This is a genomic window from Brenneria sp. g21c3 (assembly GCF_040240345.1).
Lineage (GTDB): Bacteria > Pseudomonadota > Gammaproteobacteria > Enterobacterales > Enterobacteriaceae > Brenneria.
Window position 1 is genome coordinate 1 of record NZ_JBEIAB010000030.1, and the last position, 19,472, is coordinate 19,472.

The window sequence follows — 19,472 nt, forward strand, 5'->3', positions numbered from 1 at the left end:
CAACCAGCTGAGCAGATTCGCGTTTGAATTCAGGACTAAAATTTCTTCTTTTCATTGGAGCACCTGTGTTGTTCTGAGGTGAGCATATCACCTCTGTTCAGATGGCCAAATTCAGTAAACCACTACAGTTACTCGCTTTCAGGCTCCAGTAAGAAACTAGGTTTACCGTAAGATGAAACAAACAGCCCTTTTACCGCACGGGTTGCTGCAACATGGAGTAGCGCACGTTCATTAAATAATGCATCACGTTGTTCAACAGGATCGTCAGATGATATGGCTTTCACTTCCGGCACGACGCCATCGTTGATACCCGCAAGGAACACATACTGGAACTCTAGCCCTTTAATGCGGTGCATTGTTGCCATACGCACACCAAGGCGTTGATCACTATCACCACTATCCTGACCTAAATTATAGGTCTCGATTCCAGCATCATTCAGAGCAGAAGCATAACGCTCGTAAGCATGCTTCGTACGAGCGGTAATGCAGATATCTTGGGAACGAACATTATTGGCTAACAACGCCTGAATTTGCTTGATAATCGTCGCAGCCTCTTCTTTAAAATCTGAAGCATGAGTAATCATGGGTTTTTCACCATGAAGCAATGATAAATAATCGTTGCAGGAATCAGTTTCACCATCCAGGTTGTCAACCTTAACGCCGGTTAACAACCCGACAGCAAACTGTCGCGTCTCTTCTGTAGTCCGGTAGTTAATTTTCAGTTTTTTACTACGGCGCCCACGAACGTTAATCCCACACTGACCCAGAACGACTTTATTGCGGTAAATACGCTGATGTCCATCACCCACGATAAAGAGATCGTTAGGAAACTCTGGAACCAGGCTACGAATAAGGGTAAAGGCCGGTGCGCCTATATCCTGAGCTTCATCGACTACGATACTGCTATAAGGCAATTGCACCTGTTTTTCTTTAAACAGAATGATAGCCTCATGCATGGCATCACCCATCTCTCGCAGTTTGGCTCGCGCCATTTGTGCCCGGAACTCTTCGAACACAGGCCAGATTTTCGCACGCTGAATACGGGATAACGCCGTGCCACGACCAATACGGCTCACCTTCAGATATTCTTCACGGCTGTAAACCGCATTCGGCTGAACAACACGTTGCCACTCTTCAGAATAAAAGTTATCCGGTAATCCCAATTCAGCAGGGACTTGCTGCAAGGCATAGTTCCAGCATTTACGTCGCCCTTCATCGCTGTCATAGACCACGCGGAAATCATATCCATGGCGTTTAAGCTGCTCACTCATCCAGGCATCAATGTTAACAACTTCAATACGCGCCATCTCCTCACGGCTACACAAACGCTGGAGGTTGGCGCGAATATCCGCCGCCAGGTTACGGGTGAAGGTTGTGAACAGAACTTTTTTACCGGGTTTATCGGCCAGGCGTTGGGATAACCAACGTGCACGATGCATCGCAACAACTGTTTTACCCGTACCTGCACCACCTAATACTCGCACCGGACCATTTGCCGGAGACTCCACCAGTTTTCGCTGGCTCGGGTGCAGGAATACACGCCATTTTTCCAGTGGCGCATTGAGCATTTGCAGTAGTTCCTGTTCATTTTCAACGACATGGAAACGACGTTTACTTCTCTCAATTGCCTCAATAAAGTCGTTGGTATCAACAGGCTCATCACGGTGATCGTTAAACTCCTCCAGCACTTCCTGGTAATCCAGACCTTCTGCCAGCCAGTGTAGGGGTTCCCAGGCTTCCGCAGGCATCACGCTTTCCAGCTGATTCAGCCCTGTGGTATCCACAAGAGCCATCACCTGCTCAATAAACACAGGAGGAACACCCAGCGCGAGGATCTGCTCTGCCGTATAAGCAGCAAAGAGTTTGGGTTTATCAACAACAGTCGGCTCGGGGGTAGGTTTGATATAGCTGGTATCAATCACCTGAATCGCACCGGTTACCGGGTGAATCGCACATTCGTGTCGCCGCGCCCAGTCGTAGGCTTCGTCGTGCTTATCCACCCACATCAGCATATACAGAGCACCCTGCTCAGGTTTCAGGACGATCCCCCGGTAGGTTTGGTCAATACGCACGGAATGCACATTATTGCTGCGTGCATCGTGGATCTTTTCGTAGTTCAGCCCATTACTCGTCGGATCCTGGCGGAACTTGGAGATGAATTCCTGGACCTTTTTTTGCTGCGCTTTAGGAATCCGCGCAAAAGCCCCCAGAAAACCATCAGAAAGTGCCACCTTTGGCGTTGGAATCGTCATTTGTCACCTCCGGACAGATGCTGCAATGTATTTTCGTCAATTGGCCCGAAAGCAACGTGCCAACCCTTACTTTCGAATAAAGCAGTAAAGCTCTGATTATCGATAATCAAGGCTTGCTTTTGTAATGGCCAGGCGAGATCGGCTTCCGCAATAATTTCGCCATCGTCATCCTGTAATTCATATCCGACTGTCGGTGCCGGAAGCGATAACGACTGAAGCATAGCGATTTCTTCTGAGCTCAATAAACCAAACTCAAGTATATCCGCCCAGCTCTCGTCAGGCTGAATATCCACTACCACCGAAGTCTGCATTTTTACCGCTTCAGGCTTCTGCGGTAAATGGACCGCTTTACGGCTGGTAAATGTCATATCTGGCAGGAACTGCAGTAAATTCACCATCCGCCAAAAACTGTTAAACCCAGCTTCATAGCCATTATCCTGGGAGTAGCGATCATCAAAGCAAATATGCAACCTTAGCCAATTTCGCATTTGTTCAATGCTTGTCGTTGGCTTAATGGCTTGTTGAGGAACAACGGCTGCTAGCTCAATGAATTGTTGTGATGAACTACAGCTATCCAGTAAACCACCAAATACAAACGGTTCATCAGGCAAAAGTGCATTCAACCGATAAGCAGGGGCATTTTCCTGCATTTCATAGGCGTACTTTTGTTTATCACCGGTGTCCTGTGACTTTTTAGGATCCAGCCATACCCAGGCATAAGCAGCGGCCATTTTCTGCCATAGCAGAGTTTTATTACCGGGATCAGAGAGATAATCGAGTAGCAGTGCGAAACTGTTTCTCTCCCTGAATGAACCTTCAAGCGTAGCAAAGTTTGTATCATGGAACAGGTTATAAAATTTAGGTTGCTTCATATCCGGGTTATGCCCAAGCCCCATGACATCCTGTACATGTTTAAGTCCTGGTTCTTTAAGGTCTGCCCAGGTCACTGTCCATACCCAAAAATTGCCGCTGTCTTTAATTGCCTGCCGTTTTTGGACATCACCCGACACGCTATCCTTATGGAAAGCAAAACCATCCAGGAAAATTGCTACCGGTTTTATCTTTTCTGACTGCATCAGAGGATAGAGCACATAATCTGGTCGACTGAGGATGCCAACCCCTTCTTTAACACCTAAATCAACCTGTGCTTTAAGATGCCAACTCATCGCCGGTTCTGTGCGGGTATTAATAATCCAGCCCGCGTTCTGATGGGCGTAACTCCGACTCACCAGAAGATTTTTGTTTTCCTGCAGGCAGTGAATAAACTGTTTTTCAAGCTCACTCCCCATCATGGCATCAAGTGAAATGTTTTTGATGGAATCAATGACCCGTATCGACGTGCTGGCCTTAAGGATTTTCGCCAGTAAGAGACGCGCCTGATCTCTTGACACATACTTCATACGCCCACGGTCACGATAAGCGTAAACACAGCGATAGCAGCCATCTTTATGCGTATCATGGTTGCAGCTACATTCCACTAACGCCTTATAGGCCAGCTCAAGTAATTTCAGCAAGTTGTCAGGTGTACGCATCAACTCTTTGAGTGAGCCGGTCCCCCCTGGTACAGTGTCGTAAATCACCAGATATTGACGCCAGGATTCGCCTTCATTTTCCGGCTCGCGATACACCACGCCTTTCAGATGATCCACGTTACCTTTGAAGTAATGTTTTAGCCCAAGCTGAATGGCTGCCCCCAGGGAGGCTTCTACCACACGATCGTTACTGTAGCTGGTTACCGGCAGCAGGATACGCAATGCCTCAGATTCCAGTTGGCGATAGAGGTAGAGATAATCTTCAAACTTCACTTTTTCGGGTTCAGCGCGATATTTACAGCTCAGGTCATGGCGCGGTTCATGATCGCGAGGGCGCTGTACCATGCCGCAGCCGAGGCAAACTTTAAACCCAGTGCGTTTCTTTGCCTCTCCTGCAATCATCAGCTCATTGGCATCATCCACCATTTTGCCAAAGTTGATATCTCGCAAAGTCACCTTGCTCAAAAACTCAAAGCCAAACGGGACTTCGCCTTCATCAATGGCATAAGCGGCAGATACATCCTCTCTTTCGAAGCTGACCAGTAGCTGTCGCTGGAAGAATGCCGGTTCACGGCTATCGCTCTCATCGCTAATCTGGCTGTCACGCGCACTGGAGCGGGCATAAACCTGGCGAAGCTTCAGTAACGTCGTTTTTTGCCCGGCATCTGCCCAACCCGGCGTACCGCATTTCGGGCAGTATTTATGCTGATCGCCGGTCTGGTCGATATTCTCACTGTAGTTACAGTGGCTGCAAATACGCCAGCTTTCAGGCTCAGACACTTTCAGATCGATCTGTTCGATTTCAACTTTATGCCCGCCCGCATAGAAGTTGTTCAACGGGGCAAGTTCAGCCAGCGCCGTTGAAGCCGGACGTTCGTATTCGTAGGTCGTGTTCTGATACTCACGAGTTTCCCCACCGTCTTTGCGCCGCCACAGCACAGAACGCAGCGTAATACCGGCCTCCGGGAAGGCATAGTTAGGAAGTAATCCTTCATCGGTGAGGAAATTAAGCGTCTGCTTGTTATTGATCTGACTCACCAGCGCTATCAGCGCCTGGCGCTCCGAAGTCAACTCGCGCATATCGCTGTCAAAGTTTTGATCGTGCGGATCGCTCTCCAGCTTGTCGATACTGCGCTTGAGCTTATCAATCCGGGAACGCAACGATTTGCGGTCTTCCACCAGCAGTTTTAATGCTTGTTCGATGTGTTGAACCAGGGAACGTTGTCCTGGTGCATCTTGCAAATATGACAGGAGCTGTAGACGTGTGTCTTCCGTAAGATCAGGGAAGATGGACGAGAACTGCTGAGCAATATCCACATGATGCTGCTCAACGTAACGCAGGAAGTTATAAGGAAACCCAGATTTGTGTCCAAACTCCAGCTCGTCCAGCATCTGTTTAACGTTTTTGCTGATAGCGGATGCCGGGACGCCGGTTTTCACCCAGTTATCCATGCAGAATGCGGCCAACTGACGCTCCAGGATAGCCGTTGCGTTCAGGAACACACCAGGAGCCTGCACCTGCCCTTGCATCATCTCCAGCGGCTCTTCAAAAAAGAACTGATCGTGCGGGTTCCCCTCAGCCACCGTGATGTTGAGTGCATTGCCGTCTTTACGCCCGGCACGACCAATACGCTGTAAGTAATTAGCCTGTGCGGGTGGAACAGAACAGAGTAATACCGTAGAAAGGTCACCCACATCGATACCCATTTCCAGCGTCGGTGTTGCCGAGAGCAGGTTGATATTCCATGGCTGATTACCGCGGTAGAACGATTTTTCCGTAGCTTCACGCTCTTCACGGCTTAGTAAACCGGTATGTTCTGCCCCCTGAACACGCGCGATGTCCATATTATCCCAGTGCCAGGTGACCGCATTTTCAATTTCCTGATAGCGACCCTCACAGCGCAGAGAAAGACATGGCGCGTTTCGCCAGTGCCACGCCTGATCGGCCGGAGCCCGAACAACCTCACGGCAGCAAGAGCAGTTTAGCTGAACAACATCACGGCTCACCACCAGCGCCGAAGGTACTAGCCCCCATGCTTCTTTGCCTTTTGTGTCGAAATTTTTTACCAACCCGGCTATTTTCATCGCCGCAAACAGTCGACGTAAAACCGTTTCTGCAAGGCTGCTGATAAACAGATTATTGCCGTTGCTGAGCGTTCTGTTGATCCAACGCTGATACCAACTGGGGTTAGACTTCGCGCCAATAAGGCGATGGAAGCCATTTATTTTTTCAAATGATGCATAGGCGGGTTTACGCGTTTTAGGACCAATGGACGGCATATAGCGTGAAGTTCTCTCCTTTTGCGTCATCATAAAGGTCTTACCCTCACGCCGATAACTTTCGAACGCCGGATGCAGAACAGCTCCCGCCTGCCGCTGATGCCAAAGGACGCCAATCACCAGGTGTGCCACTTGCTCAACGCTGACCCCAACCATTTCATCACCTAGCTCTTCGACAAGCTGTTGGTGAAGAGCCGTTATAGCTGAATTGAAACGCGCAATATCAACTCCTGCAGTTGCGTAACCGGTGGCCTCCAGCGTACGGCCAATTCGCGCGCGTAGGGTAAATTCGCTGTATACCTCCCAGTCGAGACGAAGAGAAACCAGCTCCGGTAAATCGGAACTCTCTGCCAGCTGGCCTTCGTTCTTCAGCGTCTGATAATCGTTCATCCACTGCATGTTGGGCGCGATGAAGCTCGCGGCAAAATGAGCATCATCCGGTGAACGTTCACGCGTCTGCTGGCAGACGCGTGCCGCAAAGGCATCCAACGGTAAAATCTCTTTTTCACCCAATACGCTGGCGATTTGTCCGCGTACCATTAGCGGCCAGGTTCGCGCGGTAAAGAAGCTGGCACGATGCGCGGCGTCCTGCACCGAGTCAGAAAACGTAATCAACTTTTTATGTTCGTTGAACTGGCTGCCGTAAAGCTGATGGATCATCACCGCCGACAGGCTGGCTGCCTGTGACCCTAGAATCGAAATACCCTGTTTGCTGTTGCAGTACGGACATTCGTTGGCAAATTCCAGCTCATCCTTACGCTCTTTGAGCATATCCGGGATGAGTACTTGTAGCAGATCAGTATGGCCACAATGCCCGCACTGTACGTTAGTCTGCTTATTGAGCTTTAAACAGGAAGGGCACAGTTTCTGGTGAACACCGCTGACCGGTTTATCGTTGTTGTCCGGGAAGGCCAGTACAATCGAACGGCCTTTTTCAAAGAACTGACGATAAATACCGTCCAGGTCGGTTTCGAGTTGAACGCTCTGACCATGGCGCAGGCTCGCCCAACCGGTAGCATGGCAGTCACGACAGTGAATAACGGGAAGGTAATGTTCGCGATCTTCCACCGCGACATCATCAGCAAAAACAAGCTTAGGTGTTTTTGACACGCTGGCAACCAGGCGGCGCATCTCACGCAGCCACAGTTGAGAACGTAGTTGCACAAAAGGCAGAACAGGACGCGCTTTATTCGCCTGCAGGCGTTTTTCCCGATCTTCCTGTTTTTCTGGAACGTCCAGGCGTGCCTGCGCAATCAGAGCCAGAATGCTTTGCAGCACGCGGGTCGCATGCCCGGCACTTTCCGCCAGCATCACCTGGAGATTTTCCAGGCACTGTTGTTCCGACAAAATACCGCCCTGCAAATCCTCCAGCAGCACGTGCAGGATACTGTGGCGACGTAACAATGAGCCCAACTCAATACGCTTTTCACGTCCGCGATCGCTGTCCAGATCGACAGGGAGTTGCAGTGAACTATCCGGGAACCATAGCGGAATTTGTCCGTTCAGATAGTCTACCGGGCTGGCGTACGTTTGCGGATCCAGCGCAGCGCTGGTCTCCTGGCCCGGATACTGACTGTACTCGATGGTATAACCTTGCAGATACTCCGCCGCCGTGTAGCGATCTTCGCGAATAACCGCGTCATCACTAAATGACTGATCAAAGATCGTTTTCGCGTAATCGAGTAGTTGCCCCAGTTCGTCACCTACAGTAGCCGACGTCCCCACGCAGGCAAAACGCTTGTTATCGACACCGATGTGATGCTTCAGACGACGCACCAGACAGGCCAGATCCGACCCCTGCGCACCATCAAACGTATGCAGTTCATCCACCACCAGATAACGCAGTGAACCTGGCTGATTATATCGCCAGAGTTTCTGATCGCCGGGACGCATCAGCAGGTAATCCAGCATCTTATAGTTGGTCAGCAGGATATCCGGCGGGTTCTCACGCAAGGTATGTTTGCAGGTAATGACTTTATCCGCAGACATCTTTTTGCTGGGTTCGATTTCACTGTCGCCGACAAACAGGCCGACGGTCACCTTGCTATGCAGTTGCGGATCGCTGGCGATGGTTTTGGCGAAACGGCTGGCCTGGTCGGTTGCCAGGGCGTTCATCGGGTAAATGATGATCGCTTTAACACCGGCCTCTGATGTCCCCGCACAATGGTTAAGCAGCGGGAACATAAAACATTCCGTTTTACCGGAACCCGTCCCGGTCGCCACCAGCGTCGGCTGCGGGCTATCACTGCCGAGGCGCTGGAACGCCAGCGCCTGATGCGCATGTGGCGGGAACGGCAGCGTCAGGTTGGGGAAGAAGTTCAGCGGTAAATCACTTTTACGAAACGGCAGCTGAGCGGAAAGATACGGCCCTTTCAGCAGCGTTTCCGGCTGGGACAGAAATTGCTCCAGCATCGAGACGTTATTGTTTTCTTCACCATTAAACAGCGGGCTGTTAAGCGGGAAGGCTGCCCGTAAAAAGGAAGCAACGCTGTCGGCAACCTGCCGACTGACAACGGAAGGCAGCATCAGGCGCTCCTGCGTTCAGAATAAGTAAGTAAACATGTTGCGACAGTGTCGGGTAAATCATATTGATTACCAAACATAACCAGCCGCTTCCTTGGCCTTGATATTGTTACATATACTTTGTTGAGCTCTTGTGGATTAGCCCAGTCTATTTTCTCAAGCCCAACATAAATCATGGTGTCAAACTCCAGGCCTTTGACATTCTCAGCGCAGGAAAAATGAACCTGATACTTTTGGGCAAGATCAATATGCTCTGCCACGAGTGGGGTTCTTGATGTCTGCTGGATAAGCGTAGCGCGTACACGCGCCTCCAATTCTCGTGCTAACGCCAGGTCAGGACAGATAACGGCAAGGGTTCGCCCGTGTGCTTGCTCGCTGATAAGATCGACCAATTCAGCATGCACGTTTTCGAAAGACTGATTAATAAACTTCTTATTAGTCCCGTTTTGCGCCTGTTCTCGCCAGAGAGTGAGCTGCTCTGCTGACTCCTGCAGGCGACTATCGTTCTGAACTAACGCGCGAAAGAGCATCGATGTAGCTGCCAGCTGAGGTTCCCGCTCCTGTCTTTTATTTTCTTTTAGCAGGAATTTTGTTAATGGCTGGTAAGGGAAGCAGGCATCCAGGCCATGAACATTTCCACGACCTAATTGCTGATGCATGTCCCCAACTAATGTTACCGCGTGATATTTCGGATCGGCCTGTTGAGCCATCAGAAAAACCTGTATCTCGGTAAAGTCCTGGACCTCATCAATAAACACAGACGGGTACGAGGGCTGCTCCTGTAGACGAGCGGGGAGACGACTTGATTGCGCACCACGCGTTATGATTTGAGCGAGCGCTAACAGAATATCTTTGTCATGTTCTGCCAGTAATTTCGCTTTCAGACGTTCTGACGCCTGCCTCAAATGAGGGTAGTCCTGCCAGTATTGCGGAAAGGAGAGTAACGCATCCCGATAGAGATCGGCATATTGCCACGAGCTATAAATCCGTAGCATCTGAGAACGAAGCCGCGATGCGAGAGAGGTTTGTCCTTTGTCTTCCCCCACTTCAATTTTACGCGCAAAGGGGTTCGACTCCGACAACGAAAACATGCGCTTCTGGTTAATGCCAAACAGCTTACGGTTAATTAAATGGATATTTATCGCGTCAAAATCTTTTGCCCAGGTAATTTTGATGTTATTCACCGCCGATGGAATATCACACACCAGTTTAAGATCGGTACGACACTCCCAGATGATCTCAGCATCTTCAGATGTATAGACACTCAGCCCATCTTCGCTCCGTATGCTGCCATTTTGCACAAATACGTTCAGTAAATCGGCATAATTTTCAATCAATAACTCCGTCGCTTTTCGGCGAATTCGCCCGATACCATCACGGACCGATTCAACAACGACCAACACGACTCCCATTTCACGCAGGGTCGCTATCGCCGTTTTCGCCTCTTTTACAACCAGCCATTTGTCCGTAACCGGATGCATCCAGAGCGTATTTTTATCAAACAGTTCGCGCTCGATTCGCTCATGCACATTGACCAATTGATCCAGGAGGTTATCCACGACAAAGGTTTTATCAGAGCGTCCAGAAAGCTGATTGCAAAGAGGAGCATATTCTGACGCCAGGCTCTGTTTAACAAGTTCCAGCAACCCAAAAGCGGCTTTCGTATCGCTCAGGAATGGTGCTTTAAGCAACTCGGCGGAGATATTCAACGAGGTCAGCTGCTTTTGAAGTTCAAGCCGTAGCATTTCGCCAATCGCCTGCGTTAAAACATGCAGCCATTTCATCGTTGATTCAGCCGAAAAATCATAAGGAAGTTTTTCAGAGACATTAGCATATTTAGCGCGAGTAACTTTCAGACCTTCAGAATTAGTAGTGGTAGAACGTTGCTCCAGCTGACGCACATCATTAAGCCGATATACTAACGAACGATACTCTTCTATGGGTAATTTATCGATATTCAGCACCTGACAAGAAGCCTTCAGATAGTTCACCAGCTCTCCCGTCCGAACAAAACCCACACTACTTTCGTCTAAAAAATCTGCGTTGAATTTTTCTTCATCGGTTGTGCGTGCCAAATCGCATAGTGTTTTCGCACGCCCCAGCGCCACACAAGTTTTCCCTGAACCTGCTACACCTTCAACAAGCATTGGTCCCGTGGTGGTCGCGCCAGTCATAACGCTGAGTTGTTCTTCTGTCGGATTAAGAAAGAAATAGTTGCTTAGCCCAATATACTCGTCACGATCATCATCGCTGCGCCCATAAATATCGTAGTGATTTAATAGCTCTTCGGCATCATCCTGGAACAACTCATAATCTTGTCCAGTCGCCAAATCCAACCAGTTTTCCGACTCCTGCTCGATACTGTCAGCTGGAGTGTTTTCGGGGAGCGGTGGCAATGCCACATCCGTCACAACGGCTTGCTGATGTTTAGGTCGATACCAGCGCTGTAAAGAGAGTTTCAGATTATTAATTACCGTCTGAAGACCCTGCATACCTTTAACCGCAATTGAATTTGATTCCATTACCTGAAAATTCTTGATGTTCTGTGCCGCTTCAATACCGCTAAAACGAGCGAAATTGCGGATTTCGACAATGGTGTAGCGCCCCCATTGATTGCTTTCAGATTTCAGCCCAATTTGGGCCTGGCGGCATAACCGTCCAATAGGTGAATCAGGAGTCGCGTATCCTAACTTAGTGCTGGCGTAATCACAGGTCGCCTGGGAGGTACGCAGCACCTGACGGCCCGAATATTCAGTGTCAATGACGACAGTTTTCCCGAAGCCATGGCGATAAAGCTCTTCGTAGCCTCTTCGCTGAAAAGCACTCGCGGAACGCCGACGCTCTTCCGCGTAACTGATCACTTCATTGAGTGCATCCAGTTCCGTTTTTACAACGCTATGTCGCTCGGAGGATTGTTCGTCAGAGAGTTGATCCAACTGCTCAGGTAACCGGTATATCGCCATGTAAACGTCCTGAAAAGGGCGTAGCCCGGGCTACGCCTGATACGTTAATTGATATGTTCAGAAAAGAATGCCCAGGCCACTTTGTAGTCGTCTTCACGGTCTGGTTTGATAAACGGTGCTTGCCAGGTGACGGTGCGGCGCTCGCCTTCACCGCTGCGGGTATAGTCATCAAAAGTGACGCTGACGGTACCGGTTTGCAGATGCTTGACATCATCCCAGCCGATGGTTTGATCGGTACAGTCGCCACCGGACCAGTCCGGGCTGTCGACATCAAAGACAAAACCTTTTTTCAGGTCCGCTTTACGCGCGGTACGCGGCAGGCCGACGCCCACCAGCCCTTTGCTTGGGGTAAAGATAATGCGGCCGTTTTGATCATACCAAGTATCGGCTTCGTACTGGCGCATTACCGGGAACTGAACGCGATAGATGGTTAGCAGTTCTTCAAAGGTTAACCCAAGCGCCTGCGCCACCAGCACGTCGATTTCCACCAGTGCCTGACGGCGGCTGTAGTCGGAGCGTAAGGCGCAGCTACGCTGCCACTCTGGGGTCAGGTTGGCGAAGAAATCCTGGGGGAGTTGTGGGAGGTTACGGCTCCAGCGTTGGGTGCTGAAGTCTGGGTTATAACAAGATTTCCAGAGATTAGTATAAGCGGTACTTACACCCATCAATGTTAAGCCGCGTGCTACTAATTGCCTTTCAGCTTCGCAGACCAAAGGCATCAGTTTTAGTAATTCATCTCTAAAGTTTGATTTACCTGTGCTCTTAACCCAAAAATCAAATGCAATGGACAGTGATGCCGTTGTAAATAATGTCAGGCGATGAGTATCGCTGAAAACCGCAGAGAAACAACCGTCTATATGCCCTACTGCAGGCGGTATAAGCGTTGGAATTAGAGTTCTTTCCCCAGACTGGCTCAGCATTTTTCTGGCAACGTAACGATAATAATCCGTCACCTTTCTTGGCTCATCTTCACCTGGTTCAGTCCAAGTCACTCGCGGAGTACGTTTGGCATATTCCTGCGCATCACATGCCGGAATGTAGTTAGTGCGCGGCAGATAGTCGTCGGGCAGAGTTAACAGGTCCAGACAGTCATAATGTCCTTTCTCGGTGCAAATCTCTCGCGGTGTTTTATAGAGTGGTATTCCGACATAGAAATGCGGACCAGACAGAATCCATTGTGCAGCATTCTCCGGGAATTGGGTATGTCGCTCAATGGTACCATCGCTTTGTTGATTTGTTTCATGCCACATTTCAAGAGATAAATATTGTCCCTGCAAATCCCCCAACCGTTTGGGCTGCGCTGCAAATTTTTCAAGTACAGAAACAAGCGGTTCAGCATGAAGCGCAGGAAGTCGAGCCTCAAGAGCTGGCGTCCCCTCTTCATCATAAAGACTGGCAAATAGAGCAAGCCGCTCCATTCCGACAGTTAATATACGGCTTTGGTGCCCAGCTTCATTCCATGAACCTGTTTCATCATCTTTAATGCCACCAACTTCACCGGAACCATCATGAGCAAGGCAAAGCTCGATCGTTTTGGCTGAGAAAAGGTTAGCAATATTGATAAAGCCGACAGATTGATTCGGTGAAGCCGTATAAATATTAATGCTGAATTTAACCCTGTGACCAATAGGGAAAAGCATATGCTGATTCTGAAACTGAAAATGCGCCCTCAGTCTCGGATATACCGAAGCACGCAGTTGCCCACCTTTCGGATCATCATAAATCCCTTCCGGGTGCAGGAATCCAGCCACGCCTTTCTGCGCCCCCAAACGCCATGCCTGCGGCAGGAAGCATTTATACAGGTTAGTCTGCACACCGCGTAGTACCGGATAGTTCTGCTGCGCATTCAGGAAGTTCTGCATCCCTTCGCAGCCTTCGTACTCGCTGCGCCATGCATCTTCCAGCGCCGGAATGGCGTTAAAGGTATCAACACGCAACGTTGCCAGCTTCGAGGCACTCAGCTTACGCAGCACAAACTCCGGCTCGTAATCGCCCAGCACCCCCGCTTCCTGCCATTCGATTTTCAGCCACGGCGGATTTCCGAGCATCAGGTCAAAGCCGCCGCGCTCAGCAAACAGATCGCTGAATTCCAGATCCCAATGGAAGAAACGGTGCTGCTTTTTCAGCGCATCGACAATCGCCAGACGCGGCAAATGGCGAAACAGCACATCGGTTTTCAGGCGACCGGCACCGGAAAACAGCGAAGACTCTTCACGCACCTTGCCTTCGTCGGAAAACAGATCGCCGGTGGCCTGTTCTGCGGTTTCAGTGACTATTTCCGTGACTACAATACCGTCGAGCAGAGTTTCCATCTCGAACAGCCAGGTGCTGCGGTCCGGCAGTTCATCCGCTTTGTCGATCGGCCAGAACCATAACGAACACCAGTAGTCCATCACCCAGCGCAGTTTCTGATAGGCACTATTATCTTCGAGGCGACCGCTGAAGGTTTCATCTTTACTGCTTAAAGAGGCGCGGATTTGAGCCGTATTTTCCGCAGGCCATACCGGGTAGTTGTCGGCGGTTTTCTGGCGCTCGGCCTTCAGTTGCTGACGGAAAGTATTCCAGAGCACTTCAACCTTAACGCTGATACGCTGCACATCGGCAATCTCATGCGGTGCAAAGCTTTTAGTAAATTCCTTGCGCCAGCCATCCAGCGCTTTGAAATCATCCGGATAACGCTGCTTAACGGTTTTGTCGCTGTAGTTGGCCATGCCGCTATCCGGCAGCAGGAAGTGGAAAATCTGCTTCTCTTCGCGCGGCGTACTCATCGCCAGTTCGACCGGTTCGCTGTTAAGCCAGCTAGGGTCCTTAGCTTTTTTGTAGGTAAGCTCGCTCTTGTTGAATACCTGACGCCGCGCCCCCACCAGCGAGTTGCCACAGTGCAGCTGGTAGCCAAACCACGGTACAAAGGCATCACCGCTGATGGCGTTCAGCCACAACGACACTTCCGCCAGCTCCACCGCCACCGGGTTTAAGTCCACACCGAAGACGTTGTTGTCGGCAATGTACATTTTCACCCGTTGCAGTTCCTGGGTGTAGCGATCCTGAGGAATGCGGCGACCTTCCGCCTGCTGTTTGTGGAACAGGTAAGCTTCCGCCAACTGATTGATGGCTTCGTTAAGGAACGCCGCGCTGCCCATCGCCGGTTCGCACACAGTGAGGTTTAAGATGGCATCGGCTTTGGCGTGCGGATCGGTAATCGGGTCAATCTGCTCTTTAAACAGCTCTTTCAGGGCATATTTGACCAGCGAACGGGTCAGCACTTCCGGGGTGTAGTAGGAGGCGGATTTTTCGCGGTCGCGCCCGGCCATGCGGTAAATAAAGCTGCCTTTGCGGTGAATGCGCAGGCTGCCGTCTTTTTCGTAGACCTTCTCGTCTTCGTGGTATTTGCCGATCTCGTCTTTGCTGACGAAATAGCCCGTTTCCAGCTCGTTAAACTCTTCGCCTGCTTTTTTCACCTCATAGAGATCGTCGCTGGCGAAGAATCCGCGGTAGGAGAGCAGCGCTTCATACACCGCACCTAACTGGTTGATACCCAGCTGGCGATAGGAGATACGTCCCCGGCGGTTAAAACGCCCTTTACCCGGGCGGCTTAACGACATCGCCTGAATAATCTGTTGCAGAGTTTCATTGCGGAACACCACACGGTTAAGAATGCGGGTGTTATGCGCTTCAAACAGATGGCTTTCCAGACGCGGCACGCTGAACTGATGGCTATGAATAGTGATCCGGTCGCCGCTCTCCAGGTCGCTCTGCATTTTCACGCCGCCGCTGTAGCCGTCACGCACCAGCTTGAACAGCATATTCAGGCTATCATGGAAGTAGCGCCCGTTACGATCTTCTTCGCTGGTCAGCGGGATCATCTCCAGATCGCGCAGCGTTTCCAGGCTGTAGCCTTGCAGATAAGTTTTGGCGGTCATCGGCGCATAGCCCAGCTCCGGGCGCGCTTCGATATAGAACAGGAACAACAGACGATACATATACCGCAGGCATTGGCGGCTCAACTCATCCGGGTTAATAGCACGTTTCCCGGTATAATAAGCCAGCTCGTTGTCGATGAGATAACGCATCGCTTCATTGCCCAACAGCTCAATACTCTCACGCAGGGCATATTTCAGATCTTCCGACACGCCAAACGCATGCTTGTGCGAATTGTCATCCAGCGAATCGAGGTACGGTGAACCGCTGCCTGGCAACAGCGAATCTTTGTGTAACAACACCGACGTGGCTTTCAACGTATCCGTTTCACGACGGCTTAAAATTTCTTCAAAATCAAAACGCAGCAGACGGTTTTGCGCCCACTTAGTACGATCCAGCAATAACAGCTGACGGTTACCAAGCAGCAGCACAAAACGCGGCGGTTCATTTTGCGTGAAGACCGCCGTTGAGAGCAGATCCTGCCAGCTGCGGTATTCGCCGTTCGCTTTTTTACGCAGACTGTCGCGCTTCTGTTTATCGGTATCTACCGGGAACTGCGCGGTCAGCAGTGACAACGCCAGCGGATCCAGCGTTCCTTCTTCCTGATCATGTGCTTCAACAATCCACAGCCACGGACTGCCGTCGGTGCTGTTGTAACGAGCCAGTACCGGCAAAGGCGTATCGTCATCCAGCATCTGTATGTGCGGATTGAGTTCATAACCCAATGCCTTTAATAGCGGCTGCCAGCGACTGCGCTGATCGGCCAGACGCTGCGGGATCTGGCGCTGTTTTTCATGTTCAGTGAGTTTGCGGAAAAACTCTGTCGCCAGGCTGTTAAGCTGGTTCCACGGCGCGCGGTAGCCCGCCTCAACCTCTTTGCCCTGTTCACGGGCAGCGCGTTCAGCTTCGCGAGCGGCATTTTCCTGCTCAATCCAGGGTTCCAGTACATCGCGAATATCGCTGGTAAAGACTTCGCCCAGATAGTGGTTAGAGTAAAATTCATTTTCGTTATTAATACCGACCAGCGCCATGATTAGCCCTCCGCTCCGGTGATTACAGCAATAACCTGGATGTAGGGCTCTTTTTCGGTGGTCATGGTGTCCTCAATCCATTGGATATAGCTGTCAAAATTGTGTTCGATTTCGCGCTGACGTTGTTCTTTGCGGCTCTGTTTCACCGAAAGCTGCTGTTTATTATCGGCAAAATCCAGCTCCAGTTGATTCAGCTGACGCCCACGCAGAACGTCCAACTTCTGTAGATGCTCATTGAGCTGCTGATTGATATGCTCCTCAAAAGCATTTCGATCGTGAACAAACACATCCCGCGCATGGGCGATTGCCGCTTCCAGCAGATCCTGCTGGCGTTGGTGGTTGCGATGTTTGCCGCCGCTGTTAGTCAACTTGCTACTCAGTTGCGGATGTCGTTTCAGAAACTCAGCAAAAGGCAGGCTACCGCTTAACGTTTCGCGGTTAAAGCTCACCACCAGCCACGGGTTCACCATCGGGTGCGACTTACGATTCGGGAAAAGTCCGGAAAGGATGAAATGATCTTCATCTGGCTCAAACAGGTGCGGCAGGCGCATCACCGGAGCTTGATGGCGACCAAATGCGGACTGGATTTTGTCGTCTAACCACTGCACTACCGGATTGATTTGCCAGAGGTACTGCACATCGGGCCAGGCATGCTGTTCACCACGCGCGCGCGAAATGGCCTCCGTGATAACCGTTTTGTCCTGGCTTAGATAAAGCTGCCAGTTTTCCGGCACAATTTCTGGCGGTAACTGGTTAAAGCGACGGCGCAACTCCTCCGGTGCGACCAGCGATAAGGTGTTATCAGGCAAGGTATCGTATTGCATGGTCTGACCGCTGGATTTCAGATATCCCAGCGTTTTTTCGCAGTACGCCTGTTCATTAGCAAACAGGCTAATGTCACTTTCGGTCACGGTCGAGGCATCGCTGGACACCGCGCTGCAGATTTCACCAAACAAGTCGTGTTCAACATTTTCAGTGACGTTACTATTCAAGAGTTCATCGAACAGGCTGGCGCCATCGTCCTGCATCATAAATTCAGCAACCTGCTCTTCTTCCTCTTCCTGCGTAAATTTGCCGGTAAATTCGGAGCTATCGCCGATATTCTTCTGCGCCTGTTCATCTTTGTTAATTAACACTTCCAGCACACGCATATCACCGTTGATCTGCGGTTCGCTGGCTTCAGTCAGCAAGTAGCGGATCTGTGGCTGGTATTTTTGCCCGTAGCGGTCAATACGCCCGTTGCGTTGCTGGAATACCATCAGCGACCAGGGAATATCGAAGTGAATCATTTTATGGCTGAGGTGATGCAGGTTGATGCCTTCAGACGCCACATCCGAGCAGATGAGCAGGCGCAGCGGTGACTGGGTTTTGCCAAACGCTTCGACGGTTTCCATCAGGACTGTATCGCCCTGGTCGCCACGTAACGTGGCAATTTGATCGTCTTTCAGCTTGATATCGGTAGGCAGTTGCTGCTCAAGGAACTCGAGCGTTTTGATACTCTCGGTAAAGATCACCAGGCGATCTTCCGTGTTATTCGCTTTCCAGCGAAGATCGTTACGGATGGTCTCCAACAACAACTGATACTTGCTGAACTGACTGGCATCAATATTATTGAGTGCCAGCAGTAGTGACTCTAATTCGTTAATCTGGCTCTGACTGTTTATTTCTTTGCGGTTCTCAAGCCGCTTCAGACGGTTAGCCACCACGCTGGCGCATGCCATTGGGCTGGAGAACAACGCTTTTTCGAGCGTGATTTTGAACAGGCGGCCTTTATTTGACCGCGAGTCTTCATCATCATCGTCACGGAACTGACTCTCAACCAAACGGCGGTAGACTTCCTCTTCGGCCCCGGTTGCCGGGCGCATCAATTTGACAATATTGCGCTCCGGAAACTCGCCAGCCATCTGATCTTTTACGTCTTTTTTGAAGCGACGCACGACCAGATTTTTATCGGCAAAATCGGCGTATTCATACTCTTTCGGATTGGCTATGGCCGTTGGGTCGAGCATGTTCATTAGGCTGGCAAAACTTTCAGCCTTTCCGTCATGCGGCGTGGCCGAGAGCATAATCAGCGTATCGCTGCGCCCGGCGAGCAATTTTGCCAGTTTGCTGCGCAAGGAGCTGGTCCCACGTTCAGCGACATTATGCGCTTCATCGATAACAATAATATCCCACCAGGCGTTTTCCAAATGGTGGCGATATTCGATGTCCTGTTTCAGGGTATCGATGGAGATAATGGTCTTATCGAAATAGTGGAACGGGTTGTGGTTGGTTGGGATGCGGTTACGCACCTTTTGTAAGCCAGCGGAGTCAAGCCGCGTCAACGGAATAGCAAAACGGCTCCAGAACTCTTTCTGGAATTGCGTAAGCATGGATTTAACCGCCAGCACCAGAATGCGTTTGCCACGACCACGGCGAATCAGCTCTGAAACCAGAATACCGGCTTCCAGCGTTTTACCCAGCCCGACCGCATCAGCAATTAATATCCGCTGGCGCGGCTGCGCCAGCGCCATGCGCGTGGGATCGAGCTGAAAGGGCATGGAGTCCATCGCAGCCTGATGTCCAAAATGGACTTTGCTGTCCGTCGGTACGCGTTGACGTATCTGACTCTCGATGTACAACTGAGCCGCCTGGTAATTGGCTGACTCATCTTCCACCAGATTTGTTTTTGCTGGATCGAGAATCTCGACTTTTTGTTCCAGCTTTGTCAAAAATAGCCCTTCTTTACCGCGTACCAGCTCTGAAATTCCATCACAGGTCAGCAGACTGCCACCATCTCCGCTGTCATCCGCCCGGCGAATGCGCCACTCTGCATCACGAATAACCACCCGCATTCCAGGTGCATAATTTTGCTTATTCATCGGTTTTTCTGTCTTTATGAGGCAGTGGTGATAACACTATCCCGAGCGATATGTCGCTGCACACTGCGATAAAAAAGAGGGCTTTAAAGATAACATGAAGGGTGGCGTCAGG

Annotated in this window: 5 protein-coding genes; all 5 read right to left on the bottom strand. The window is 50.5% G+C overall.

Translation table 11 applies throughout. The annotated features are described in order from the left end of the window. Positions 1-128 precede the first annotated feature (128 nt). Genes ABRZ28_RS23295 through ABRZ28_RS23315 form a run of 5 tightly spaced genes read right to left on the bottom strand, consistent with a single transcriptional unit; the run spans position 129 to position 19,360 of the window. Positions 129-2,252 carry a 3'-5' exonuclease gene (locus ABRZ28_RS23295; protein ID WP_330521711.1) on the bottom strand — a complete coding sequence of 708 codons (2,124 nt, stop codon included), beginning with the start codon at positions 2,250-2,252 and terminating at the stop codon, positions 129-131. Then, entirely contained in the window at positions 2,249-8,590 is a 6,342-nt protein-coding gene (locus ABRZ28_RS23300) for a DEAD/DEAH box helicase family protein (RefSeq protein ID WP_330521712.1), read from the bottom strand. The genes ABRZ28_RS23295 and ABRZ28_RS23300 overlap by 4 nt, the downstream gene beginning before the upstream one ends. Continuing rightward, positions 8,590-11,550, bottom strand: coding sequence for a DEAD/DEAH box helicase (locus tag ABRZ28_RS23305; RefSeq protein ID WP_330521713.1), 2,961 nt, complete (start codon positions 11,548-11,550; stop codon positions 8,590-8,592). The genes ABRZ28_RS23300 and ABRZ28_RS23305 overlap by 1 nt, the downstream gene beginning before the upstream one ends. A 44-nt stretch (positions 11,551-11,594) precedes the next feature. Then, positions 11,595-16,499 carry a DNA methyltransferase family protein gene (locus ABRZ28_RS23310; protein WP_330521714.1) on the bottom strand — a complete coding sequence of 1,635 codons (4,905 nt, stop codon included), beginning with the start codon at positions 16,497-16,499 and terminating at the stop codon, positions 11,595-11,597. A 2-nt stretch (positions 16,500-16,501) separates the two neighbouring features. Then, positions 16,502-19,360: a DEAD/DEAH box helicase gene (locus tag ABRZ28_RS23315; protein ID WP_330521715.1), complete on the bottom strand. Its 2,859-nt coding sequence runs from the start codon at positions 19,358-19,360 to the stop codon at positions 16,502-16,504. Between the last annotated feature and the right edge of the window lie 112 nt (positions 19,361-19,472).

Coding starts and splice junctions, on each gene's coding strand:
- ABRZ28_RS23295 (WP_330521711.1), bottom strand. CDS start 2,252: ATGACGATTCCAACGCCAAAGGTGGCACTTTCTGATGGTTTTCTGGGG.
- ABRZ28_RS23300 (WP_330521712.1), bottom strand. CDS start 8,590: ATGCTGCCTTCCGTTGTCAGTCGGCAGGTTGCCGACAGCGTTGCTTCC.
- ABRZ28_RS23305 (WP_330521713.1), bottom strand. CDS start 11,550: ATGGCGATATACCGGTTACCTGAGCAGTTGGATCAACTCTCTGACGAA.
- ABRZ28_RS23310 (WP_330521714.1), bottom strand. CDS start 16,499: ATGGCGCTGGTCGGTATTAATAACGAAAATGAATTTTACTCTAACCAC.
- ABRZ28_RS23315 (WP_330521715.1), bottom strand. CDS start 19,360: ATGAATAAGCAAAATTATGCACCTGGAATGCGGGTGGTTATTCGTGAT.